The organism is Halomonas sp. KAO (assembly GCF_015595025.1).
GTDB lineage: Bacteria > Pseudomonadota > Gammaproteobacteria > Pseudomonadales > Halomonadaceae > Halomonas.
Genome location: NZ_JADNRL010000037.1, coordinates 8,353 through 32,535 on the forward strand (window position 1 = coordinate 8,353; position 24,183 = coordinate 32,535).

Here is a 24,183-nt window from a genome sequence, read left to right on the forward strand (position 1 = left end):
CCCATGGAGAGTCCCGGAGTGCCGGCCAAGTCATCGTCAGGCACTTATACCGAGAAACCCCGGGCATTCAGTTGCTCGGGGTTTTTTCATGGCAGGGACCTGCCCCTGCAGCGTCCTGGAGTGCCGGCCGCCGGGGTCTGGAACCTGGAACGCCGGACCTAATATCGACTATCACTCATTGAAAAAGCCCCGAACTCAGCATGAGCTCGGGGCTTTTTGCGTTTGCTGCCTGCCTTTTCAGGGAGCCTGGGGGGGTAGAGGAGGGAAGTGAATAGACTTTAGTCGTTAGACAAAGGTATAATCATCTCAAAGGTCACCAACCGTGAGGTTCATGATATGAGCAAGTCGGCAGTAGCTTTCCCTACCATCTGGGACCGTAGCGGCACTTCACGTAGCGTCGTGAAGCCTGCTCTGCGTGGGCTCTGGCATGGAATGATCAAGCTGGCTGAAGCCCAGTTCGCGGCACAGGCTCGCCGTGGGTATCTTCCCTACGTTTAAGGCATCAACGGGCGCCGACAAACTCGGCGCTCGGCGAGACACGCAAAAGCCCGGACCTGCTGGTCCGGGCTTTTGCGTGGCGCACTTGCAGGAAGGTGCGTGATCAATGCGTGGTCAGACAACGCCCTGGTCAATCATGGCGTCGGCGACCTTGCGGAAGCCGGCGATATTGGCACCCAGCACCAGGTTGGTAGGCTCGCCGAACTCCTCGGCGGTATCGGCGCATTGCCGATGAATATTGGCCATGATCTCCTTGAGCTTCACGTCGACCTTTTCCAGCGGCCACTGTTCCATGCTGTTGTTCTGGGCCATCTCCAGCTGGCTGGTCGCGACGCCGCCTGCATTGGCGGCCTTGCCGGGACCATAGGCGATCTTCGCCTCGAGAAAGCGATCCACGGCATCGGCGGAGGAGGGCATGTTGGCGCCTTCACTGATGCAGTTTACACCGTTGCTGACCAGGACCTCTGCATCGGCGGCGGTAAGCTCGTTCTGTGTTGCACAGGGGAAGGCGGCGTCGGCCTTGATGCGCCAGACCGCATGACCGTCCTCGGGATACTCACCGACAGGGATATAGGTTGCCTCGGGGTGCTGCTCCAGATAGGTCTCCAGCGAAGCGCGGGTGACCTCCTTGAGCTGCTTGAGCAGGTCGAGGTCGATGCCGCGGGCATCATGCAGCGTGCCGCGTGAGTCGGTGCAGGTCACCGGCTTGGCGCCCAGCTCGTATAGCTTCTCGATGGTGTAGATCGCCACGTTGCCGGCTCCCGAGACCAAGCAGGTCTTGCCTTCCAGGGTCTGACCGCGGGCTTCCAGCATGTTCTGGGCGAAGTAGACCGCGCCGTAGCCGGTGGCTTCCTTGCGGCCGATGGAGCCGCCCCAGTCCAGCCCCTTGCCGGTCAGCACGCCTTCATAACGGCCGGTGAGGCGCTTGTACTGGCCGTAGAGATAGCCGATCTCACGAGCACCGACCCCGATATCACCGGCGGGGACGTCGGTATGGGGCCCGATATGGCGATACAGCTCGGACATGAAGGCCTGACAGAAACGCATTATCTCGCCATCGGACTTGCCCTTGGGGTCGAAGTCCGAGCCACCCTTGCCACCGCCGATGGGCAGGCCGGTCAGGGCATTCTTGAAGATCTGCTCGAAGCCGAGGAACTTGATGATGCCGGACGTGACGCTGGGGTGGAAGCGCAGCCCGCCCTTGTAGGGCCCCAGGGCCGAATTGAACTGGATGCGATACCCCTTGTTGACCTGGACGCGGCCCTCGTCATCGGTCCAGCAGATGCGGAACATGATTTGACGTTCTGGCTCGACGATACGCTCGATGATGCTGTGGTCATGATAGTGGGGGCTGCGCTTGAAGAGTGGGCGCAGGCACTCCAGTACCTCCTCCGCGGCCTGGTAGAACTCGGTCTGGGCGGGACTGCTCTTGCGGAGATTTTCCAGTGTCTCATGAACGTAGGGCATCGTCGTATCCTGATGGAAGGTGAATGGGCCGGCCGCGGCGGGCCAATCTGAAAGTGTTTTTCACGGTAACGACTATATAGCAATGCACCATTATGCAGCAAATGTATGGGTCATGCGCACTCTGTGTGCGGTGGTGGTGCAGGCTGCTCCCTGGTTGTCGTCATCACCGGTGCTCGGTGCTGGATAGGACTCCAGCGCCCACTGCGCCGCGAGTTGTTCTGGACGAGGGATTGCGGCGGTCGTGCCGGCTTTCCCTGTGCGTGGTGCGGTGCTAAGGTGCTCTGCCGCCGGTGCCCCGGCAGCAGGTTGGGTTCACGAGGTGCTGTAACGGTAAGGAAGAGACGGCATGGAGAAGACGACAACATATCCGGTGGAGCTTCTCTGCTACTGCCGCCCGGGCTTCGAGCACGACCTGGCTGCCGAGCTTTCCGACAAGGCCGCTTCGCTTGGCAGGGCAGGGCAGGCCGACTTTACACGGGACGCGGGCTTCGTGAGGTTCCTGCTCCCCGAGGGAGAGGTCGCCAATGGCCTGCATCGTGACCTGCCGCTGGGCGGACTGGTCTTCGCCCGGCAGAGCCTGGTGGCGCTGCCGCCGCTGACGCTGTCGCGGGACGATCGACTGACACCGATCGTCGATCAGGTGGCGGCCAGCGGCTGGAGTTTCGAGAGCCTCTGGCAGGAGACTCCGGATACCAACGATGGCAAGGCGCTGGCAGGGCTTGCCAAGGCGCTGGAGCGGCCGTTGAGCTCGCTTCTGAAAAAGCGCAAGGCGCTGCGTCGCAAGGCGGGCGGCAGGCGCCTGCATCTGCTGTGGAGTGCCGGTGACCGGGTCCAGCTGGGGATGAGCTTTCCGGGGAATCGCAGCGAGCTGCCGGGAGGCATCCGTCGTCTGCGTTTTCCCAAGTCGGCGCCCAGTCGCTCCACTCTCAAGCTGGAGGAGGCGTGGCATGAATTTGTGCCGCGGGGAGAGTGGGACGAACGACTCGGCGAGGGCATGCAGGCGGCTGACCTCGGAGCGGCACCAGGCGGCTGGACCTGGCAGCTGGTGCAGCGGGGCATGCATGTCTATGCGATCGACAATGGCCCGATGGACAAGGCGCTGATGGCCACCGGGCAGGTGGAGCACCTGCATGCGGACGGCTTTACCTGGGAGCCTCCGTACCGTCTCGACTGGCTGGTCTGCGATATCGTCGACAAGCCCTCACGGGTGGAGGCGATGGTGGAGCGCTGGCTGGTTCGACGCTGGTGCCGGGAGGCGGTCTTCAACCTCAAGCTGCCAATGAAGCAGCGCTGGCCGGAGGTGGATGCCTGTCTGCGTCGGCTTGCCGAGGCGCTGGAGGCGGCCAGGGTCGAGGCCGAGATTGCCTGCCGCCACCTCTATCACGATCGTGAAGAGGTGACGGTGCATGTGAGACTGAAAGGGTAAGCGTCAGTGCGTGGTGGGTTCGTAGATGCGGATCCGCTCTTCCTCGGTGAGCAGTGGCAGCAGGCGCTGCATCACCTGAGTGCGGGTCTCGCTGGTGTACCACTCCTTCCAGGCACGCAGGTCACGCCACTTGGTGATCATCAGACGCCGGTCGCTGTGCCCCTGCTCCACGAGGCTCTCACCACCCACGAAGCCCTTGGCACCCAGCGACACTCGCATGGCCTCGCGGGCGGCCGCCTCGTACTCTTCCTCGAGGCCGGGCATGATACGGCGTTCGATAATGATCTTGATCATCTTGCAGGCTCCGACTGATTTCTTTAGCACCTAATGCCTTTACAGCGATCTTCAATTGTCACCAGGAGGTTCTCGATGGCGGAGAAACACGACTTTCAGGCCGAACTCGATACCACCGGGCTCTACTGTCCTGAGCCGATCATGCTGATGCACAACAAGGTCCGCGACATGCAGACCGGCGAGGTGCTCAAGGTGGTCGCCAGCGACCCGGCGACCACCCGCGATGTGCCCAAGTTCTGCCAGTTTCTGGGGCATGAGCTGGTCCATCAGCAGCAGCAGGGAGACAGCTATCTCTACTTTATCCGTTTAGGCTAATCCTGTCCCCTCTGCGCCGCCGGCGTGGCTGGGATGTCCTCCGGCACCACCATCAGGGCCAGCGCCTCCAGGGTCGCCGGGTCCTCCTGACGAATCCGATTGGCGATCTGACGCTGAAAGAAGTAGACCCGGCGATGGCGGCTATGCACGGGATAGAGGCAGGCATCGCCGAGCACGATCGGAGTCTGCTCCACATGACGCTCATCGGCGAGCAGCGCCTCGACCGTGCCGTCGCTGTAGAGTCGCCAGCCGCATACCTGCTTGAGCTGCCAGGGGGCCTCGCCGTCGTCCATGCACAGGGCGTGGGTGCCCTGCAGTTCGGGTAGCTGCTGGATCAGGGTGACCTGCTCGGTCTCCTCGTAGTCGAAGTAGCTGGCGGCTTGCTCCAGCTCCATCACCTTGTGCTCCGGAGCGCTATCGAACAGCTCCTCGGTCTCGGGGTCCCGGTAGCCTATGAAGCGGCCATGCTCGTCATCGTCCAGGCGTTGGCAGGGTGTCAGTGACTCCATCCACGCCACCAGGCCCACCACTTCACCATCCTCGCGTAGTCCCCAGGCCAGCAGTGGCATGCCATACAGGGTGTCGGGGCTGGCGTCGAGGCGATACACCATCTCGAGTCCATCAAGCTCCGGCGCCAATCGGACCAGGCGGCGTCTGGCCTGCTGACGCTGGCGCCTGGCATCCAGGTCGATGACCCGGGCAGTGCGGGGTGACATCTGGGTTCCCATGGTGTCCCTCCAGGTGCTGCTTGATCACGGATCCAGGCCGGGCGGCGATCGCCCCGGGCCGGTGCGGAAGCGCTCTGCGTCACTCAGGCACCACCAATAGCATAGACCCGATCATAGGTTAAGCCCTGCATCACGGGGCCGCTAACGGTCATGCCTCGGGGCAGCGTGAGGCGAGCGACTCGCGCCGCTCAAGATGGGCCTGCAGGGTCTGATGGAAACTCGGCAATGGCGCCCTGGAATTTTGCCGAGAGAGCCACGCCTGGCGATAGGCCTGCACCGCTTCCGGCGGCGCCTCAAGGCTATCGAAGAGCGGCAGGAGGCGGGTGAGCCACGCCTCGGCGGCACCATCCAGCGTCGTCAGCCAGTCGGCGAGTCGTCGTGCCTCGGGTGTCTGCCGCGGGTCGGCAGAGAAGCCTTCCGGCGGGCAGTGTCCGGGGGTGGCGAGCGCCCGGTCGAGCAGGGTATTGGCTTCCGCAACGCGCTGTTCGGCGAGCAGCAGGGTGCGCAGCAGCTGTGCCGTGTAGGGGCGGTCGTTGAGCGCCTGCAGGTGTCTCTCGAGTGCCTCGGGGTCGGCCGGTTGCGGAGAGGTTTCCAGCGGCGCATGACTCAAGGCGTGAAGATACTCGAGGGCGGTTAGCTGCTCACTCGGAGGCGTCAGGTCATCCGGGGGCAGTGGGGAGCTGACGCGAGAGAAGCTCTGCGCCCACTCCTCGGAACCGAAGAGCCCATTCCAGCTCGCTTGTGGCAGCTGTCGACGCTTGGTGGCGGTAAGCTGCTCGAGTCTGGCGAGATCATCCGCGGCCAGCCCTTCGACCACCTCGCTCGACAGGCATGCCGTGAGGCGTTGCCACAGTTCGAGTTCGTACTGCCAGCGCTGGCTGGCGGGGGCCACGAGTCCCAGGGTGCTGTTGCGCTGGGCGACCAGGGTGGTGATATGGCATTCACGCAGGGCAAAGATGTCGAGCAGGCCCTCGCGAGTGTCGGGAACGGGGACACGACGTTCGCGCAGCCTGGGGAAGGCACCGATATTGCGTGGCTCGGCGTTCTCGGGAGGTGTGAGGTCGAGGCGCTCGGCAAGGGTTCGCTGATAGTCGTGGAGCAGCCGATCGCTGGCACCGTTGGTGTCGCAGCCTGCCAGCACCAGGGTAAGCACGATGGCCACGATGCCACGGCACATAGGGTCAGGGATGAAGCGGATCGCGTTCGCCATGGGCCACCGCCTTGCTGATTCGTCTCAGTCGCTCACCGAGCAGGATGGCCGCGACGGTGAGCCCTCCGATCAGGCCGATCCAGTAGCCATGGACGCCGAGCGGCGCCACGAGACCGGGTATGCCGCGGGTGCCCAGCCAGTGGCCGCCGGCCATGCCCACCAGCCAGTAGGAGGTCAGCGTGATCACCATGATGATACGTGTATCCTTGTAGCCGCGCAGTGCGCCGCCGAGATTGACCTGTAGCGAGTCGGAGAGCTGGTAGACCATGGCCAGCAGGACCAGCGACAGGGCCAGAGAGGCCACTTCCTGATCCTGCGTGTAGAGCCCGATCACCGGTTCGGCGGTGAACCGCAACAGCAGGCCGTTGATCAGGGCCACGGCCAGGCAGAGGATGATGCCATGCCAGGCGACCCGGCGTGCGTAGCCATAGCGCTGCTGCCCCAGCACATTACCGACCCGCACCGTCAGGGCCATGCTCAGCGAGAGCGGCAGCATGAACAGGATGGAGGTGTAGTTGAGAGCCACCTGATGAGCCGCCACGGTGATCTCGCCGAGGCTGGCGATGAACAGGGCGATCAGCGTGAACAGCGTGACCTCGACGAAGATCGCCACACCGATGGGCAGCCCCACGTACAGTAGTTCGCCGATCAGTCGCCAACGCGGAAGGCTGGCTTTGTGCCATAGCGAGACCTTGCCGTAGGCACGCGAGTGGCGCGTATAGAGCCCCATGCAGAGGCACATGGTCCATAGCGAAAGCGCCGTGGCGATCCCGCAGCCCAGGGCGCCAAGCGCCGGCAGCGCCTGAAGCCAGTGCGGCAGCCAGGGCCCCATCAGGGTGGTCAGCCCCTCGCCGCCGTAGATCAGCACGAAGTTGCTTGGCACATTGACGGCCAGCCCCGCCAGGCTGATCCATAGCGAGGGACGGGTATGGTTCATGCCGTCGGAGAAGGCGCGCAGGGCCTGGAAGAGCGCGGCTCCGGGCATTCCGAAGGCCACCGCAAGAAGATAGCTGCGCGAGCGTTCGGCGACTGCCTCGGGCACCTCCATCAGGGTGAAGATCGGGCCCACCGCAAACCACAGCAGCCCGGCGGACAGAGCACCAAGCACCAGCGCCACCCATAGCCCCTGATGCACGTTGGGCGTTATCTCGGCGATACGTTCTCCCCCTAGCAGCTGGGCGACGATGGGGGTGAGCCCCATCAGGGTGCCGGTCATGAACAGCATCAGTGGCAGCCACAGGCTGGAGCCCACCGACACCGCCGCCAGATCGGTGGCGCTCAGTCGACCGGTCATCATCACATCGGCCACGCTCATGCCGGCCTGAGCCAGCTGGGCGCCACAGATCGGCAGGGCCAGCGCCAGCAGTGGGCGAGTCTCACGGCGAGCGGTTTCGAAAAAGGTGGCCATCGGGCGGCTCAAGACATGCGCTCCATGCAGTCGGGTAGGAGCAGCAATGCTAGCAAGGCCGGGCATTCTTTGCCCGTCTGGCGGGCGGTATACTAGGGCCTCAACCACGATCATGGAGGCCGCGTGACACACCGCCTAGAGGATATCATCGCCCTGTTCGATGGCCTGTTTCAGGAGACCTACCGGACGCGTCTGGTGCGGGGTGGCGATGACCCCCTCTATCTGCCTGCCGACGCCGACTCGCCCTGGCACCGGGTGATCTTCGCCCGCGGCTTCTTTACCAGCGCATTGCACGAGATCAGCCACTGGTGCATCGCCGGGGCGAAGCGCCGCCAGCTCGAGGACTACGGCTACTGGTATCTGCCCGATGGGCGTGATGACGCCCAGCAGCGTGACTTCGAGGCCGTGGAGGTCGGGCCCCAGGCGCTAGAGCTGCTCTTCTCGCGGGCCTGTGGCCTGCGCTTCCATGTCAGCGTCGACAACCTCGATGGCGATGCCGAAGTGGACCGTGAGGCCTTCCACGCCAAGGTCGAGGCGCGTGCGCGACGCTACGAGCGTGAAGGGCTGCCATCGCGGGCAGACGCGTGGCGCCGCACCCTGGCCACCTTCTATGATCAGGGCCTGCCGCTGTCCGAGGCGGTGGCGGCCGGTCGCGCCAGGCTTGCCGCCACGCCTCAGCCGGCCTGAATGGTGCACCACTCTCGGCAGCGGCGATGTGAACCCAAGGGCAGCATCCTTGTCGGACCCCGGCGGTCGCTCCAACCACCTCGTCTGGAGAGCAGGCTAGGCTAGGGGGAGTCATCAACGCCGCGAGGTGCCGCCGTGTTTCCCGACCCGCTACCCCAGGAGCAGCGCTTTCTCGATGCGCTGGCCCAGGACGACTGGCCCGCCGCCGATCAGTCCCTGACGCCAGGCGCCGTGGGGCTCGCCCCTGACGCGCTGATCGAGCTGTTCGAGTCGCAGCTGATGAGCCGTCATCTGGATCTCCAGGCACGGCGTCTGCAGGCTCGCGGTGAGGCCTTCTACACGATCGGCAGCGCCGGCCACGAGGGCAATGCTGCCGTCGCCCTGGCGCTTCGCCCCACCGATCCCGCCTTTCTCCACTATCGCGATGCGGCCTTCTTTCTTCAGCGGGCCCGCAGGGTGCCGGGGCAGACGCCACTGTGGGATATGCTGCTGAGCTTTGCGGCCTCCGCCGAGGACCCGATCTCCGGTGGCCGCCACAAGGTACTTGGCTCCAGGGCGCTGTGCGTCCCTCCTCAGACCAGCACCATCGCCTCACACCTGCCCAAGGCCATGGGGGCGGCCTACTCTCTGGGGCTGTGGCGACGGCTGGGCGGTGGCGGCGAGTGGCCCAGCGACAGCGTGGTGCTGTGCAGCTTCGGCGACGCCTCCTTCAACCACTCGACTGCCCAGGGTGCCTTCAACGCCGCCGCCTGGTCCGCCTTCCAGGCTGTGCCGATGCCGCTGATCTGGCTATGCGAGGACAACGGCATCGGTATTTCCACGCCCACGCCGAAGGGTTGGGTGGCGGCCTGCATGGCCGCACGCCCGGGGGTCCACTATCTGGCCTGCGACGGCCTCGATCTGCTCGATACCTGGCGTGTGGCCCGCGAGGCGGAACGCATCGCTCGCAGCCGACGCCAGCCAGTGTTTCTGCACATGCGCTGTGTGCGTCTGTTCGGTCATGCCGGCTCCGATGCCCAGCAGGCCTATCTGCCAGCGTCGCGCATCGAGACCGATGAAGCCCGCGACCCGCTGCTGATCGGCGCCGGGCTGCTGCGCCGTCACGCGGGACTCGACCGGGAGGCGGTCGCCGCTCTCTATCATCGGGTGCGCGAGCGGGTGGCGCGACTGGCCGAGGAGGCGGTGTGTCGCCCGCGCCTGGAGCAGGCATCGCAGGTGATGGCCAGCATCGTGCCACCGCCGCGGCCCGGACGCGCTCAGCCTTGGCGTGGCGAGGTCAGCACGACATCCGACACCCTGGCTCGACGGCTCAATCAGGCACTCGACCGGCTGATGACCCGCTATTCCCATCTGGTGCTGGCCGGCGAGGATATCGGCCAGAAGGGGGGCGTCTACGGGGTGACCCAGAAGCTGCAGGCGCGCTTCGGGGGGCATCGGGTGATCGATACCCTGCTCGATGAGCAGAGCATACTCGGGCTGGGCATCGGCATGGGGCAGAGCGGCCTGGTACCGATTCTCGAGATCCAGTTCCTGGCCTACCTGCACAACGCCGAGGATCAGCTACGCGGCGAGGCGGCCACCCTGAGCTTCTTCTCCAGCGGCCAGTACACCAATCCCATGGTGGTGCGTATCGCCGGGCTGGGTTACCAGAAGGGTTTCGGCGGCCACTTCCACAACGACAACGCCATCGCCGTGCTGCGTGATATCCCCGGCCTCTTGGTGGCCTGCCCCGCCAACGGCGCCGATGCCGTGGGGCTGCTTCAGGAGGCGGTGCGCCTGGCCGACGAGGAGCAGCGGGTGGTGATCATGATCGAACCGATCGCTCTCTATCACCGCCGCGATCTGCTGGAGGAGGGGGATGGCGGCTGGTGCTTTCCCGACCCGGGAGCGGAGCACCGCCTGGCGCCCGGGGAGTTCGGCCGCTGGGGTGACGGTAACGAGCTTGCCATCGTTACCTACGGCAACGGCGTCCATCTTTCCCGTCAGGCGGCCGCGCGGCTTCAGGCCGAGGGCATCGCCCTGCGCATCATCGATCTCCGCTGGCTCACCGCCATCGATCACGACGCCCTCTTCGCGACGGTGGCCGACTGCGCGCGGGTGCTGATCGTCGACGAGTGTCGCCGTTCCGGGTCGGTGAGCGAGGAGCTAGTGACTGCCCTGGTCGAGCGCGGGCTGCCCGGCGAGCGTCTGGCACGCCTCACCGCCGAGGACAGCTTCATTCCGCTGGCACGGGCCGCCACCATCACTCTGCCTTCGGTTGAAGGCATCGTGGAGCATGCACGGGCGCTGCTGGCGCGATAGCTGGGCGCGTCAGCCAGCGTCGCCGCCGTTGAGGCGTTGATGCAGGTGCAGCATCACCTCCACCTCATGCTCGGGACGCAGCGGCTCCAGGCCCAGTTCGCCAAACAGCTCGCCCCGGGCACGCGACCAGTCGCCGGGGGCGAGGTCATCATACAGGCTGTCGGCGGGGGCCAGCTCGACGAAGGGGTCGAGGCCATAGGTGTCGAAGAGCTGCGAGAGGGCCGCCTCATCGTCGCCGACGCCGGCGGTGTAGAGGGTGGCATTGAAATGATCCCCCTCCAGCTCGCGGATCACGTCCAGCGGGCTGACCCCCATGCTGCCGAGCTCCTCGAGGCTGTAGCCACCGAGTGATACCAGCTCGGCCTCCAGCCACTCATCATCGGGCTGGATCAGGGTGTGCTTGATACGGCCGTCGGCCAGCGTCCAGGCGATTGCCAGCGGCAGGCCGCCCGCATCGCCGGTCTCCACGGCGATAAAGCCGGGGATCGAGTTGTCTGTGCCATTGGGTGGCATGTCAGGAGTCCTCATGTGTCGTGTCGTCGCGGCCTGTCTCGCCGGCGGCGTCCGCGGTCAGCCGGAAGAAACGCCGGGCGGTAGCGGTGGTGGCGGTTGCCAGCTCGGCTTCGGATTCGCCACGCCAGTGGGCAATCTCACGCAGGATCCAGGGCAGCAGGGCCGGTTCGTGACGTCTGCCCTTGAGTTTGGCAGGTAAGTTGCGTGGCAGCAGGTAGGGGCAGTCGGTCTCGAGCATCAGCCGCCTCGAAGGAATCTCCGTGACCAGCTCCCGAAGATGGTGGCCGCGGCGCTCGTCGCATAGCCAGCCGGTCAGGCCGATATGCAGGTCCAGGTCGAGATAGCCGAACAGCGTCGCGCGGTCGGCGGTAAAGCAGTGCACCACGGCATCGGTGATCTCGTCTCGCCAGGCATGCAGTATCTCGCGCATGCGCTGGCCGGCATCGCGCTCGTGAAGAAATAGCGGCTTGCCGTTCTCCGCCGCCAGCTCCAGCTGAGCCTCGAGGGCCCGCTCCTGTTCGGCGGGAGTGGAGAAGTTGCGATTGAAGTCGAGGCCGCACTCACCCACCGCCACTACCTCGGGCTGGCGATGCAGTTCGCCCATGGCGGTCGCGAGGCCGGCGTCCCAGCGGCTGGCGTCATGGGGATGCACCCCGGCGGTGGCATGCAGCGCCAGGCCCTTGCCGGCGTGCTGGCGCGCTATGGTGATGGCCTGTTCGGCATGTTCGCGGTCGGTGCCGGTAAGAATCAGCGTGGTGACGTTGGCCGCCTGTGCACGGCGCAGCACGGCCGGGAGGTCCCGGGCAAAGCTGTCATGGGTGAGGTTGGCACCGATATCCACCAGGGGCGCGGGCGCGGTGAAGCGCAGCGTCTCGGGCAGGAAGTCGTCGAGGGTGTCGGACACGCCTTGGCTCCTGTGCGTGAGGGTCGGCAAAGGCCACTATTCTACCCGTCGGCTGGATGCTGCGGCCACGTCGGGGCGCGCTTGCGTTACACTGGGCGCCCTGTCGATCGAGGAGGACCCCGCGTGACCCTGCTACGTCTGGAACAGCTGCAACTGGCCTATGGTACCCATGTGCTTCTCGATGGCGCCGATCTGGTGCTGGAGAAGGGCGAGCGCCTGGCCCTGGTGGGGCGCAACGGCACCGGCAAGTCGACGCTGCTGCGCCTTGTGGCCGGCGAGATCCTGCCCGATGGCGGCAGCATCTGGCGTGCTCCCGGGCTCAAGATCGGTGTGCTGGCCCAGGAACTTCCCGAGGCCTCCGGCCAGACGATCTTCGATATGGTGGCCGGTGGCCTGCCCGAGGCCGGCGAGCTGCTCTCCGAATACCACCATCTGATTCACGAGGAGGAGCCGGACATGCGCCGCATGTCCGAGCTGCAGACGCGGCTGGAGGCCATCGATGGCTGGTCCTTCCACCAGCGCATCGATGTGGTGCTGACTCGCCTCGGCCTTCCCGGCGAGGCCGAGATGGCATCGCTCTCCGGTGGCTGGCGTCGCCGTGTGGCGCTGGCAAGAGCGCTGGTGGCGGAGCCTGACCTGTTGCTGCTCGATGAGCCCACCAACCACCTCGACCTCGACACCATCGCCTGGCTGGAAGAGCAGCTGCTGGACTTCAGGGGGGCCGTGCTGTTCATCACCCACGACCGCGCCTTCCTGTCGAAGCTGGCCACCTCGATCCTGGAGCTGGATCGCGGTCGCCTGGGGCGCTACCCCGGGGACTACGCCGCCTATCAGGCGCAGAAGAACCACGAGCTGGAGGTGGAGGCTCGAGAGAACGCCGAGTTCGACAAGAAGCTCGCCCAGGAGGAGGCCTGGATTCGCCAGGGGATCAAGGCGCGCCGCACCCGCAATGAGGGGCGGGTCAGGGCACTGGAGCAGCTGCGCCGGGAGCGTAGCGAGCGTCGCGATCGCCAGGGCAAGGCCTCACTCTCCGTCGACAGCGGCGAGCGCAGCGGCAAGCGGGTGGTGAGCCTCGAGCATGTCAGCCAGCACTTCGCCGACGAGACGGTGATTCGCGATCTCTCCCTCGAGGTGCAGCGTGGCGATCGTATCGGCTTTATCGGCCGCAATGGCGCCGGCAAGACGACGCTGCTCAAGATCCTGCTCGGCGAGCTGGAGCCGAGCGAAGGCAAGGTGCAGTTCGGTACCAAGCTGCAGGTGGCCTACTTCGACCAGCTGCGCGCCGGACTGGAGCCGGAGAAGACGGTCTACGACAACGTGGCCCAGGGCAGCGACCGCATCTCCGTGGGCGGCCGCGACCGCCATGTGATGAGCTACCTGCAGGACTTCCTGTTCACGCCGGAGCGAGTGCGCCAGCCGGTCAAGGCGCTCTCCGGCGGTGAGTCCAATCGCCTGCTGCTGGCCAAGCTGTTCACCCAGCCGGCCAACGTGCTGGTGCTGGACGAACCGACCAACGACCTGGATGTGGAAACCCTGGAGCTGCTCGAGGAGTTGCTGCTCAGCTTCGATGGCACCCTGTTGCTGGTTTCCCACGATCGCGCCTTCATGGACAACGTCGTCACCAGCGTGCTGGCCTTCGAGGGCGAGGGGCGGGTGCGTGAGTATGTGGGCGGCTACAGCGACTGGGTGCGTCAGGGGGGCAGCCTGCCGCCGGCCCCCTGGGAAGGGGCGGCGCGCCAGCATGCCGAGCCGGTGGCGGAGGCGCCCGCGGCGGAGCCGGAGAGGAAGGCCTCCTCCACGGGCGAGTCGTCGGCGAGCGCTACCGCGAAGAAACCGGTCAAGCTCTCCTACAAGTTGCAGCGTGAACTCGATGGGCTGCCGGCGGAGATCGAGCGGCTGGAGGGAGAGGTCGCCGAGTTCGAGACCCGGGTGGGCGACCCGGCCTTCTATCAGCAGGAGGCCAGTGAGGTGACCGCCACCCTGGAGGCCCTCGCGGCGCGTCAGGCCGAGCTCGATGCGGCCATGGAGCGCTGGATGGAGCTGGAGGCGATGGCCGCCGGAGAGGCATGAACCATGAACGAAGAGGCGTGAGCGAGGAGCCATGAAAAAGGCGCCCCGGAGGGCGCCTTGTCAGGAAGGAGGCGAGGGGATTATTCCGCGCTCTCTTCCCCCTTCTTGCCGACGCGCACGGCGAGGACGTCGCACTGGGCCCCGTGGAGCACGCCGGTAGAGGTCGAGCCCAGCAGCAGGGCGAAGCCATGGCGGCCATGGGACCCGACCACAATCAGGTCGACATCATTCTCCTCGGCGAAGCGGTGGATCTCGGTGTCGGGCATGCCCACCAGCACGTGCTGATCCTCCTTGGCCACATGGCTGTCGGCGATCTCGGCCAGCCGCTGCTTGGCATGCTCATCGAGCTGGTCCTGGATGCTGGTCAGGTCCATGGGGATATCGCCGCCATAGGCGAAGCCGAGCGGCTCGAGGGTATGCATGATCGAGAGCCGGGCATGGTTGCGGTCGGCAATCTGATGCGCACGCTCAAGCACCCTGTGGGAATCCTTGGTCAGGTCGACGGCGACCAGGACGTGACGATATTCGTTGCTCATGGGACGTCTCCTCGACGGGTGTCTCTCGGTGAATCGTATGCCTTCACTCTAGGCCGGCAGGCGCGGCAAGACAACGATCTATATCAACCATTTCGCATTAACTCGAGGGGAGAGGCGCCAATGATCTGGCTGATTATCCTGCTGACCATGATGCTGGTGATATCACCGGTGATATGGCTCAAGCCCAATCCACGCCAGAAGCGGGTGGGCTCACTGCGCAATGCTGCCATGCAGACGGGCCTCAAGGTAACCCTGCGGGTGCCGCCCCTGCATGGCGAAAAGACTCTGATGCCGGCCTATCGCTGGCCCTACCCACCACGGCAGCCGGGGCCGGACTTCATGCTGGTGCGGGACTCGCACGCGGCCGAGGCGCTCAAGCCCTTCGCGCATGACTGGCGCTGGCGCAAGGAGCCACTGCGCCCCCTGCCCGAGGCGTTGGAGGCCAGGCTCAAGCGACTGCTTGAGCGGCTGCCTCAGGACGCCCTGGTCGTGGAGTCCGGGGCCGACGCCCTGACCCTGTGGTGGCAGGAGTCCCAGGGCTTTGCGCGCTTCTCGACCTATCTGGAGGACTTCGAGGCCCTGCGAGACGGCCTGGCGGGCCGACCCGATGATCGGCAAGTGTCGGGGCCGCCCGCGTTCTAGTCTTCTGCCGTGGCCTCGCCACGCGATTGCAGGGCCAGGCCGTTGTCCTCGATGCGTGACAGCAGCTCGGCCAGAGTGGCGATGTCGTCCTGGTCGAGGCCGGCAAACATCTCGTTGCGAGCCTCGCGTACCACATCGTCGATGCGCTCGAGCAGTGGGGTGGCGGCTGGGGTAAGAAACACGCGCTTGGTGCGGCGGTCCTGCTCACAGGGGCGACGCTCCACCAGGCCCTGGTCGGAGAGCTGGTCCAGGGTGCGTACCAGAGAGGGGGCCTCCACGCCGATGGCGCGGGCCAGGTCGCACTGGGGCTGGCCGTCGCCGAGCCGCCACAGATGATAGAGGGTAACCCAGCGAGTCTGGGTCAGCCCCAGGGGCGCGAGACGCTCATCGATGACCGCGCGCCATAAGCGAGGCAACCGGCTGAGCTGGAACCCGATATTCTCATGCATGGGCAAAGGGCCTTCGGTTCAGGAAGTATTCTCGAATTGTCGGAACCCCCTGCGTGGATTGCAAGCGGGCTTATCATTCGCTTTTCCACTCACTGTTTGGTGCCGGGTTTCCGGCCCCCACGGTGCCATCCTCCTTCTCGGTGTTCCGGTCAGGGCGCTGCGGTGTGGGATTGGCCTCCTGTGGGGGCGTCTCCTCGGCGATGGGCTCGCCACCGCCTGGGACCGGGGGCTGCCAGGAAAGCCCCGGCAGGCCCGCCGGTCGACGCAGGCGACCATCGGCCAGGGTCGCGCCCTGCCCGTCGGCGACCCGAAAGCGGATCACCCCGATGCGTTGACCGCCCTCGGTCATCACATCGATGCGCCACTGCCCCGCGGTCACCTCGGGGAAGTTCTGCTTATGGCTCCAGGCCCGATACCCCGCCTTGCGCCCCCCTTCGATCACCAGCGGTATGCGGTCGACCTCTTCACCCTCGTGGCGCCATACATGACGAATCTCCTCCCGCAGGCCACGCGGGGCGCGGATGGCCGTAAAGGCGAACAGTCCCTGGCCGCTCAGCGCCTCGGGGGTGAGGCGAAGTTCACCCTCCGGTGAGCGGGCGGCCGCGTCGAAGCCAGGCGAGAGCGCCGTGGCGGTGATCCACAGGCTGGCCGGCGGTACCCAGATCCGGCCCAGCCAGGCGGCGCCGGCCAGGGGCAGCAGCAGGGTGAGCGCCATCAGCCAGCGTCGACCGCTCTGGTTGGCGGTGAGATGCAGCAGGCTCGGCAGGCTGAACAGCAGCATGGCGGCAATCGCCAGCAGCAGGCTCTGGTAGGTGGTCAGATGGAGCAGGGTGGGCAGGGTGACCAGCACCACCACAAAGACGCACTGGGCGTGGAAAGCGAAGTAGAGCCAGCGTAACCGCTCGGCGACCCGGTAGTAGAGCGGGTCGATAATCGAGAACAGCGCCATGGCGATCACCAGCAGGGTGAACAGGGCCTGGCCGCTGCTCCATACCGTGGTCGCCAGCAGAAAGGGCAGGCAGAAGAAGAGTGTCTCCTGGTGGATCATCTGGGCGATGAACTGGGTCGCCCCCTGGGCCAGAGTGGGGTAGCCGCGGCGTGCCAGAAGGCGGCCGATCACGCTTTCGGAGAGCAGCAGCAGCCAGGCGGCGAGCATCCCCAGCGCCAGCAGCGCACCGAGCCACGGCTGGCGCTCTGCCAGGAAGAAGCTGCCGAGTCCCGCGGCGAAAGCGATGGGCGGCCATAGCCAGCTCCAGGGCCGCAGTCGTCTCACCACCCCTTCGGCGCGGGCCTGCAGGCGAGTGATGCGGCTGGCGGATGGCGTATCGTGTGGGGTGGGCATGGTTGTCTCGGTTGGACTTACGACTCGGTAAGCCCGCTATCCTAGCAGCATTGCTGGCTGGCCTGGCTGCCATGCTTCTGAGTCAGCGAGCAGGGCTATCGCAGATGGCACCAGCCTGATAGCGCAAGGCGTCGGGGACAGGGTGGAGAGGGGGTCCGAGGACCAGGGATGGCCGAGGTAGCCTACAAGGAAGTACTGGTAGCGCCCCCTCGTAGGCCTGTCGCCGGAATAGCCTTGAGCGGTACTGCTATCTGAAATAGCTCTGAGTCACCGGGGAAGAGACTTGACGTGTGCGCCAGGCTGAACCAAGCTGTGGGCATTCAAACGTCCGTATGAAATCGGGAGGTTCGCGGAATGATCTATCAGGGTAATGCCATCGGGGTGGTACGCGGCGATGACGATATCGCCACGCTGACCTTCGATCTCGAGGATGAGTCGGTCAACAAGCTCTCCAGTGCGGTGGTCACCGAGCTGGAGGAGGCGGTCAAGGCGCTGCAGGGCGAGACCGGCCTGGCGGGCCTGCTGCTCACCAGTGCCAAGGAGGCCTTTATCGTCGGCGCCGATATCACCGAGTTCCAGGCCATGTTTGGCAAGGGCGGTGACTTCCTGGAGTCGATGCTGATGCGGGTGCACGGCATCTTCAACGCCATCGAGGATCTTCCCTTTCCTACCGTCACCGCCATCAATGGCCTGGCGCTGGGCGGCGGCTGCGAGGTGCTGCTGACCACCGACTTCCGGGTGATGAGTGAATCCGCCCAGATCGGCCTGCCCGAGACCAAGCTCGGCATCCTCCCGGGGTGGGGCGGCTGCGTGCGCCTGCCGCGCCTGATCGGTGCCGACAATGCCATCGAATGGATCGCCGGCGGGACCCAGAACCGGGCCGACGCTGCCCTGAAGATGGGTGCCGTGGATGCCGTGGTGCCGGCCGAGCAGCTGGAGGCCGCCGCCCGCGATATCCTGGCCCGCGCCATTGCCGGGGAGCTGGACTACCGTGCCCGCCGTGCGGAGAAACAGCAGCCCCTCAAGCTCGGCCCCATCGAACAGATGATGGCCTTCGAGACCGCCAAGGGGTACGTGGCCGGCAAGGCGGGCCCGCACTACCCGGCGCCGATCGAGGCGATCAAGGTGATCCAGAAGGGCGCCGGTGAGGAGCGCAGCCGGGCTCAGGTCATCGAGGCCAAGGCCTTCGCCAAGCTGGCGATGACCGATGTGGCCTTCAACCTGGTCGGCCTGTTCATGAACGACCAGGTCGTCAAGAAGAAGGGCAGTCGCTACGAGAAGGCGGCGCGTCCGGTGAAGCAGGCCGCGGTGCTGGGTGCCGGCATCATGGGCGGTGGCATCGCCTACCAGAGTGCCTCCAAGGGCACCCCCATCCTGATGAAGGATATCAAGGACGACGCCATCGAGCTGGGGCTCAAGGAGGCCCGCAAGCTGTTCGCCAAGCAGGTCGAGCGTGGCAAGCTCTCCACCGAGAAGATGGCCCAGAGGCTCAGCAACATTCGCCCGACCCTCTCCTACGGTGACTTCGGGCACGTCGATCTGGTGGTCGAGGCGGTGGTCGAGAACCCCAAGGTCAAGGATGCGGTCCTTACCGAGGTAGAGGGTGAGGTCGGCGAGGAGACCATCCTCGCCTCCAACACCTCCACGATCTCCATCGACCGTCTGGCGGCCAATCTCAAGCGTCCCGAGAACTTCTGCGGCATGCACTTCTTCAACCCGGTGCATCGCATGCCGCTGGTTGAGGTGATTCGCGGCGAGAAGACCAGTGACGCCGCGGTGGCGGCGACCGTGGCCTATGCCCGTGCCATGGGCAAGACGCCGATCGTGGTCAATGATTGCCCGGGCTTTCTGGTCAACCGGGTGCTCTTCCCCTATTTCGGCGGCTTCAGCCTGCTGATGGAACAGGGCGCCGACTTCGCCCGGGTCGACAAGGTGATGGAGAAGTTCGGCTGGCCCATGGGGCCCGCCTACCTGCTCGATGTGGTGGGCATGGACACCGCGGTGCATGCCGGCGAGGTCATGGCCAAGGGCTTCCCCGAGCGCATGGGCAGCCTGGGGGGCGAGGGCGAAAGCAGCGCCATTCAGCTGATGTACGAGAACGATCGCCTGGGGCAGAAGAACGCCAAGGGGTTCTACGCCTACGAGGAGGATCGCAAGGGCAAGCCGAAGAAGGTGCGCGACGAGGCGGCCATCGAGCTGGTCAAGGGGGTGGTCAAGGAGAGTCGCGAATTCAGCGACGACGACATCATCGCCCGGATGATGGTGCCGCTCTGCCTGGAGGCCGTGCGCTGCCTGGAGGATAACATCGTCGGCAGTCCGGCCGAGGCCGATATGGCGCTGATCTACGGTATCGGCTTTCCGCCCTTCCGCGGTGGCGCGCTGCGCTATATCGATGCCATGGGAGTGGAGGCCTTCGTCGCACTGGCCGACGAGCTGGCCGGGGAGCTGGGCGCCCTCTATGTCCCCACCGACAAGCTGCGCGAGATGGCGGCTGCCGGCGAGCGCTTCTACGACACTCAGGTCCAGGCCCCGGACCAGGCCTGACCCCACCACCCCTACAGGAGTCGCAAGAGATGAGTTTGAATCCGAGAGATATCGTGGTGGTCGACTGTGTGCGTACCGCCATGGCCAAGGCCAAGAACGGCGCCTTCCGTCACGTGCGGGCCGAGAACCTGTCCGCCGCCGTCATACAGTCGCTGTTCGACCGCAATCCGGGCCTCGATCCGGCCGAAGTGGATGACGTGATCTGGGGGTGCGTCAACCAGACCCTGGAGCAGGCCATGAACATCGCCCGCAATGCGGCGATCATGACCGGCATTCCGCGCACCGTACCGGCCCAGACGGTCAACCGCCTGTGTGGCTCCTCGATGAGCGCGCTGCATATCGCCACGGCCAATATCAAGGCCGGCATGGGCGACTTCTATGTGATCGGGGGCGTGGAGCACATGGAGCATGTGCCCATGACCCACGGCGTCGACGTCAATCCGGCGGCCAGCAAGCATGCCGCCAAGGCGGCGATGATGATGGGCCTTACCGCCGAGCTGCTGGGCAAGATGCACGGCATCTCCCGGGAAGATCAGGACGCCTTCGGCGTACGCTCCCACCAGCGTGCCCAGGCCGCCCTGGAGAAAGGTGGATTCGACAACGAGATCATCGGCGTGGAGGGGCACGATGCCAACGGCTTCCGCGCCATGATCAAGCAGGATGAAGTGATCCGTGCCGATGCCAGCCTGGAGAAGATGGCCGAACTCAAGCCGGCCTTCGACCCGCGCGGCGGCACCGTGACCGCGGGTACCTCCTCGGCGCTCTCGGTGGGTGCCTCGGGCATGGCGGTGATGAGCTACGAGCGGGCCCAGGCGCTGGGTCTCGAGCCCATCGCCCGGGTGCTCTCCACCGGCGTGGCCGGCTGCGATGCCTCCATCATGGGCTATGCTCCGGTGCCGGCCTCCAAGCAGGCGCTCAAGGCCGCCGGCCTCGGTGTCGATGATCTCGACACCGTGGAGCTCAACGAGGCCTTCGCCGCCCAGGCGCTGCCGGTGCTCAAGGACCTGGGCCTGCGCGATGTCATGGACGAGAAGGTCAACCTGCATGGTGGCGCCATCGCCCTGGGTCATCCGCTGGGCTGCTCCGGTGCGCGTATCTGCACCACCCTGCTCAACGTGATGCGCGAGCGCGATACCACCCTGGGTCTGGCCACCATGTGTATCGGCATGGGGCAGGGCGTGGCGACGGTGTTCGAACGCCTGAAGTAAGCACCGGCTCGATGCAGAAAGCAGCGGCGGCGCCCCGAGGGCGCCGCCGCTTCGTTTATAGGTTGGCACTGTCCCAATGCGCCACACTCTGTGGCAGGCTGAAACATCGTCGGCCAGTCCCAGGGAGATGGAAGAGACTTGTGACGGAACATGCTCTTTTTAATTAACTGATTTTAAAGTAGAAGTTTATTAATGGCCTGACTCTTTCATGATCTTCTCAGGAGGAGTCGATTCGTCTCCCCCCCCTCGATAACTTGGCGACAATAATAAACAGGAGAGACTGCCTTGATGATGCTATCCCCAGCGCAAGGCCTAAGTGTTTTGGCCCTGACGCTTACCCCTCTTGCTGCTGCTACTGCGGTAGCCTCCGATCAGTCACTGATTGACCAATATTGCTCGGGCTGTCATCAGGCCAGCGACGAGTCAGGCTCCTGGAGTCGAATCAGTCAGCAGCGTAAGACGCCCGAGGGTTGGGACATGACGGTGGCGCGGATGCAGGTCATGCATGGGCTTGAACTGCCGAACGATGCACGTCGCGATATTGTTAAGTACCTGGCCGACACTCGGGGGCTAGCCCCAGAGGAGAGTGAAGCGCAGCGTGCCCTGATCGAGCGGCGCCTCAACCGCATCGAGTCATTTGACCACCCCATTTATCAGGAGATGTGTGCACGATGTCATACGGGAGGCCGCGCTCAACTACAGCGGCGCTCCCAAGGCGAGTGGGAGCATCTGGTTAACTTTCACATAGGCCAGTTTCAGACCACGGAATACCAGTCCATGGCACGAGATCGTGACTGGTTTGGCGTCGCTTTGGACGAGATCGTCCCCTGGCTGGCGGAAACTCAGGGGCTGACGAGCGAAGCCTGGGAGGCTTGGCAGCAGGCCGAGCCCCATGAACCGGAGGGTGAGTGGCAGCTCTGGGGTCACTGGCCCGGCGAGGGCGACTTCTACGCTGATGTCAGTGTGGTCCCTGCTGAAGGCGAGGATGCCTACAGGGTTGCACTGGATGGTGCCTTCACCGATGGGCGAAGACTCGACGGTGACGGTCAGGCGGTCGTCTATACCGGTTATGAATGGCGCGCTCGCCTGACCCTTAACGGCCGCGACTTCAAGCAGGTGCTGGACCTTTCCCGGGAGCATCCTGGTGGGCGCATCTTTGACGATCTTGATGATGCCCTGGGCATGCAGGTCACCATGCTGCCTCAGGAGGCCCAGGCGGCCAATCTGGTTGCTAGCCTGCCCGCCTCACTCAAGGCAGGCGAGCGTCGTCGCCTGGTGTTATTGGGCCATGGGCTGGACAAGGGCGAGATCGACCTGGGTGAGCATGTAACCCTGCGAAGGGTGGTGGAGCGCAGCGCGCATCGCCTGGTGGTGGACGTCGAGGCCGGTAGCCAGCTCCCCACCGGCTGGTTGCCGGTGACGGTAGGTGAGAGCAGCGCCGACGCGCTCTTGGCCGGCTATCGGCAGGTTGACCGCTTGGAGGTGAGTCCTGCGCTTGGGGTGGCGCGTATCGGCAACGACAAGACGCCGCCAGTCAGTGGTGTGTTTACCGCCGCCGGTTATACCCAGATGGGTGATGAGACGCTCCCCTTGGGACAAGTGCCCGTGCGCTGGGATGTCGCGCCCTGGGACGACATCGCTGAGCGTGACGAAGATGTGAAGTTCGCCGGCGTGATGGATGCGGCGACTGGCGTCTTCAGTCCCGCTGGTGCGGGTCCCAATCCCCAGCGCCAGTACAACGCCAATAGTGTGGGCAACCTACGCGTGACCGCAGCGGTGGAGGGCCAGCCTGAGATTCAGGACGAGGCGCAGCTGATCGTTACCGTGCAGCGCTGGAACAACCCACCGCTTCGTTAAGGAGAGCACCATGGGAATCTTGCAAGCGATACCCCAGAACCTGCATCGCGTGGAAGTGGAAGGCGAGCCGCTCTGGTTCCATATCCCCACCACCAGTCTTTTCGCCCCGGACGACCTCAGCGAGGAGCTACTGGCGCTGGCCAGTCGTGGCGAAGGGTTGGACAGCCAGGCTCTACCCCATCACCTGAAGGCTCTGGGTGGTGATATCGAGGCGCGACTGGAGCAGCTCAAGTCGCTGAAGCTTATCACCGGTGGGGTCGTTCAGGCCTACAATCCCACGGTCGAGGTGGAGCAATTCCCCCTCTCCACCGTGGTGCTTAACGTCAATACCGGCTGCAACCTGAGCTGCAGCTACTGCTACAAGGAAGATCTGGACAATCCTCGGGATGGCAAGAAGATGGACCTGGCCACTGCACAGGCGTCCATCGAAATGGTGCTGCGTGAGGCCCCACAGCGGGATCGTTATAACATCGTCTTCTTCGGCGGCGAACCACTCAGCAACATGCCACTAATCCGCCAGGTGGTCGAGTGGGCCGAGGCACGGATCCATGGGCTTGGCAAGACAGTGGACTTCACCTTGACCACCAATGCCACCTTGCTATCCGAGGAAAAGATCGCCTTCTTCGACGCGCACCGTTTCGGCCTGACGGTGAGCATGGATGGCCCCAAGGCGATTCATGACAAGAACCGCATCGCCGTCAATGGGCAGGGAACCTATGACCTGGTGGCCAAGCGTATCGCGCCATTGCTGGCCAATTACCGCTCGCGGCCAGTGGGGGCCCGGGTCACTCTGACTCGTGGGGTGACCGATGTGATCGGTATCCATGACCATCTGGTCAACGAGCTGGGGTTCGCCGAGGCGGGGTTTGCGCCGGTCACCTCCGGGGACATGGCCGCCTACAACCTTACCAGCGAAGAGCTCAAGACGGTCTTTGACGGCATGGTAGAACTCGGCGAGCGTGCCGTGTCGGCTGCCATCGACGGGCGCGATATCGGCTTCGGCAACTTCAACCAGTTGCTTACCGACCTCTGGGAGGGGCGCAGCAAGGCAGTACCCTGTGGCGCTGGCCTTGGGCTGGTCTCGGTGGATCACCAGGGGGATGTCCACCTCTGCCACCGCTTTACCGGCTCTGACATGCCAACCTTCGGAAATGTCGATGACGGCCTCGATCATTCGGGGCTCAAGCAGTTTATCGAGGCGCGGTCCGACCGCAGCGAGCGAGGCTGTGCTGATTGCCGGATTCGCAACCTCTGTTCCGGTGGCTGTTACCACGAGAGCTACGCCCGCTATGGTGATCCCATGACACCCACCTACCATTACTGTGACCTAATGCGCGACTGGGTCGATTTCGGCATCCAGGCCTATGCCCGCATCTTGCGACATAACCCCGACTTTCTGGACGGCCCCCTGGCCGGGAGGCAGAGCGCATGACCCATAACAAGAAACGTTTCAGTGAGCTGGGGCTGGCCCCGCTCAACCGGAAGGCCCGCGAGATGGAACGAGCCTCGAGTCCCGAAGCCCTGGAAGAGGTTCAGGCCATGCAGACCATCGCCGGCTGTACCTCCAGCTTCGACCCAGGCTGGGAGGTAGATCCCTTCGGCGGTGTCGCCTCGCTGTGCCAGCCCATGGAGGCGGATCTCTACGGCTGTGCCGACCCCTGCTGGTGGCCTGCCCAGGTGCCGGACACCATGAATACCTACCCCGATTGGGGTGAAGGGGCAGAGCGGGCCGAGGATGACTGGCGCAAGCTCGACAGTGTCTACCCGGGGGGGGAGAAGTGATG

21 protein-coding genes are annotated in these 24,183 nt (G+C 65.0%); 11 read left to right on the forward strand and 10 right to left on the reverse strand.

The genetic code is table 11. The features are described from left to right. Positions 1-612 precede the first annotated feature (612 nt). Positions 613-1,965: an NADP-specific glutamate dehydrogenase gene (gene gdhA, locus IOC61_RS16025; protein WP_195689740.1), complete on the reverse strand. Its 1,353-nt coding sequence runs from the start codon at positions 1,963-1,965 to the stop codon at positions 613-615. A 346-nt stretch (positions 1,966-2,311) separates the two neighbouring features. Between gdhA and rlmM the strand changes: the two genes are divergently transcribed. Then, positions 2,312-3,391, forward strand: coding sequence for a 23S rRNA (cytidine(2498)-2'-O)-methyltransferase RlmM (rlmM, locus tag IOC61_RS16030; protein ID WP_195689741.1), 1,080 nt, complete (start codon positions 2,312-2,314; stop codon positions 3,389-3,391). A gap of 3 nt (positions 3,392-3,394) precedes the next feature. Here rlmM and IOC61_RS16035 read toward each other — a convergent pair whose 3' ends face one another. Continuing rightward, entirely contained in the window at positions 3,395-3,685 is a 291-nt protein-coding gene (locus IOC61_RS16035) for an antibiotic biosynthesis monooxygenase family protein (protein WP_132045157.1), read from the reverse strand. Positions 3,686-3,760: 75 nt separating this feature from the next. On the opposite strand from IOC61_RS16035, the gene tusA reads away from it, so the two are divergent. Further along, positions 3,761-4,000, forward strand: coding sequence for a sulfurtransferase TusA (tusA, locus tag IOC61_RS16040; RefSeq protein ID WP_132045155.1), 240 nt, complete (start codon positions 3,761-3,763; stop codon positions 3,998-4,000). On the opposite strand, the gene IOC61_RS16045 is transcribed toward tusA, so the two are convergent. The 3 genes from IOC61_RS16045 to IOC61_RS16055 form a co-directional block, all read right to left on the reverse strand. Continuing rightward, on the reverse strand, positions 3,997-4,728 hold the full coding sequence (locus IOC61_RS16045) for a hypothetical protein (protein WP_195689742.1): 732 nt from the start codon (positions 4,726-4,728) through the stop codon (positions 3,997-3,999). The two genes, tusA and IOC61_RS16045, sit on opposite strands and share 4 nt — an antisense overlap. 148 nt (positions 4,729-4,876) lie before the next feature. Continuing rightward, positions 4,877-5,938 (reverse strand): DUF3080 family protein, encoded by a 1,062-nt coding sequence (locus IOC61_RS16050; protein WP_195689743.1) that lies wholly within the window; start codon positions 5,936-5,938, stop codon positions 4,877-4,879. After that, positions 5,910-7,346 (reverse strand): MATE family efflux transporter, encoded by a 1,437-nt coding sequence (locus IOC61_RS16055; protein WP_195689744.1) that lies wholly within the window; start codon positions 7,344-7,346, stop codon positions 5,910-5,912. Before IOC61_RS16055 ends, IOC61_RS16050 begins: the two co-directional genes overlap by 29 nt. A gap of 123 nt (positions 7,347-7,469) precedes the next feature. Here IOC61_RS16055 and IOC61_RS16060 point away from each other — a divergent pair, with 123 nt between their 5' ends. Both IOC61_RS16060 and IOC61_RS16065 read left to right on the forward strand, forming a co-directional pair. After that, positions 7,470-8,033, forward strand: a complete 564-nt coding sequence (locus IOC61_RS16060; protein ID WP_195689745.1) for an elongation factor P hydroxylase — start codon at positions 7,470-7,472, stop codon at positions 8,031-8,033. Between the two features lie 135 nt (positions 8,034-8,168). Continuing rightward, positions 8,169-10,334, forward strand: coding sequence for a thiamine pyrophosphate-dependent enzyme (locus IOC61_RS16065; protein WP_324254732.1), 2,166 nt, complete (start codon positions 8,169-8,171; stop codon positions 10,332-10,334). Positions 10,335-10,343: 9 nt separating this feature from the next. Here the strand turns inward: IOC61_RS16065 and IOC61_RS16070 are convergent, their stop codons facing one another. Next, positions 10,344-10,847: a hypothetical protein gene (locus IOC61_RS16070; protein ID WP_195689746.1), complete on the reverse strand. Its 504-nt coding sequence runs from the start codon at positions 10,845-10,847 to the stop codon at positions 10,344-10,346. A 1-nt stretch (position 10,848) separates the two neighbouring features. Continuing rightward, a complete protein-coding gene (locus IOC61_RS16075; RefSeq protein WP_195689747.1) occupies positions 10,849-11,751 on the reverse strand; it encodes a TatD family hydrolase in 903 nt (300 codons plus the stop codon). Positions 11,752-11,874: 123 nt separating this feature from the next. Between IOC61_RS16075 and IOC61_RS16080 the strand changes: the two genes are divergently transcribed. Then, entirely contained in the window at positions 11,875-13,821 is a 1,947-nt protein-coding gene (locus IOC61_RS16080) for an ATP-binding cassette domain-containing protein (protein WP_195689748.1), read from the forward strand. Between the two features lie 80 nt (positions 13,822-13,901). Here IOC61_RS16080 and IOC61_RS16085 read toward each other — a convergent pair whose 3' ends face one another. Next, positions 13,902-14,357: a universal stress protein gene (locus tag IOC61_RS16085; protein WP_132045141.1), complete on the reverse strand. Its 456-nt coding sequence runs from the start codon at positions 14,355-14,357 to the stop codon at positions 13,902-13,904. Between the two features lie 120 nt (positions 14,358-14,477). Between IOC61_RS16085 and IOC61_RS16090 the strand changes: the two genes are divergently transcribed. Beyond that, the gene (locus IOC61_RS16090) at positions 14,478-14,999 is read left to right on the forward strand and encodes a preprotein translocase subunit YajC (RefSeq protein WP_195689749.1); all 522 of its coding nucleotides are present in this window, start codon (positions 14,478-14,480) and stop codon (positions 14,997-14,999) included. Here the strand turns inward: IOC61_RS16090 and slyA are convergent. Beyond that, complete coding sequence (gene slyA, locus IOC61_RS16095) at positions 14,996-15,448, reverse strand: transcriptional regulator SlyA (RefSeq protein ID WP_195689750.1); 453 nt, start codon at positions 15,446-15,448, stop codon at positions 14,996-14,998. The two genes, IOC61_RS16090 and slyA, sit on opposite strands and share 4 nt — an antisense overlap. 73 nt (positions 15,449-15,521) lie before the next feature. Then, positions 15,522-16,790, reverse strand: a complete 1,269-nt coding sequence (locus IOC61_RS16100) for a DUF5924 family protein (protein ID WP_195689751.1) — start codon at positions 16,788-16,790, stop codon at positions 15,522-15,524. A gap of 354 nt (positions 16,791-17,144) precedes the next feature. On the opposite strand from IOC61_RS16100, the gene fadB reads away from it, so the two are divergent. The 5 genes from fadB to qhpC all read left to right on the forward strand — a co-directional run bounded on the left by fadB (position 17,145) and on the right by qhpC (position 24,181). Next, positions 17,145-19,334: a fatty acid oxidation complex subunit alpha FadB gene (fadB, locus tag IOC61_RS16105; protein WP_195689752.1), complete on the forward strand. Its 2,190-nt coding sequence runs from the start codon at positions 17,145-17,147 to the stop codon at positions 19,332-19,334. Positions 19,335-19,363: 29 nt separating this feature from the next. Further along, positions 19,364-20,542 carry an acetyl-CoA C-acyltransferase FadA gene (gene fadA / locus IOC61_RS16110; protein WP_195689753.1) on the forward strand — a complete coding sequence of 393 codons (1,179 nt, stop codon included), beginning with the start codon at positions 19,364-19,366 and terminating at the stop codon, positions 20,540-20,542. 291 nt (positions 20,543-20,833) lie between these two features. Next, complete coding sequence (peaA, locus tag IOC61_RS16115; protein WP_229333228.1) at positions 20,834-22,399, forward strand: quinohemoprotein amine dehydrogenase subunit alpha; 1,566 nt, start codon at positions 20,834-20,836, stop codon at positions 22,397-22,399. Between the two features lie 10 nt (positions 22,400-22,409). After that, a complete protein-coding gene (peaB, locus tag IOC61_RS16120; protein ID WP_195689754.1) occupies positions 22,410-23,831 on the forward strand; it encodes a quinohemoprotein amine dehydrogenase maturation protein in 1,422 nt (473 codons plus the stop codon). Next, positions 23,828-24,181, forward strand: a complete 354-nt coding sequence (qhpC, locus tag IOC61_RS16125; RefSeq protein WP_195689755.1) for a quinohemoprotein amine dehydrogenase subunit gamma — start codon at positions 23,828-23,830, stop codon at positions 24,179-24,181. The genes peaB and qhpC overlap by 4 nt, the downstream gene beginning before the upstream one ends. The last annotated feature ends 2 nt before the right edge of the window (positions 24,182-24,183 follow it).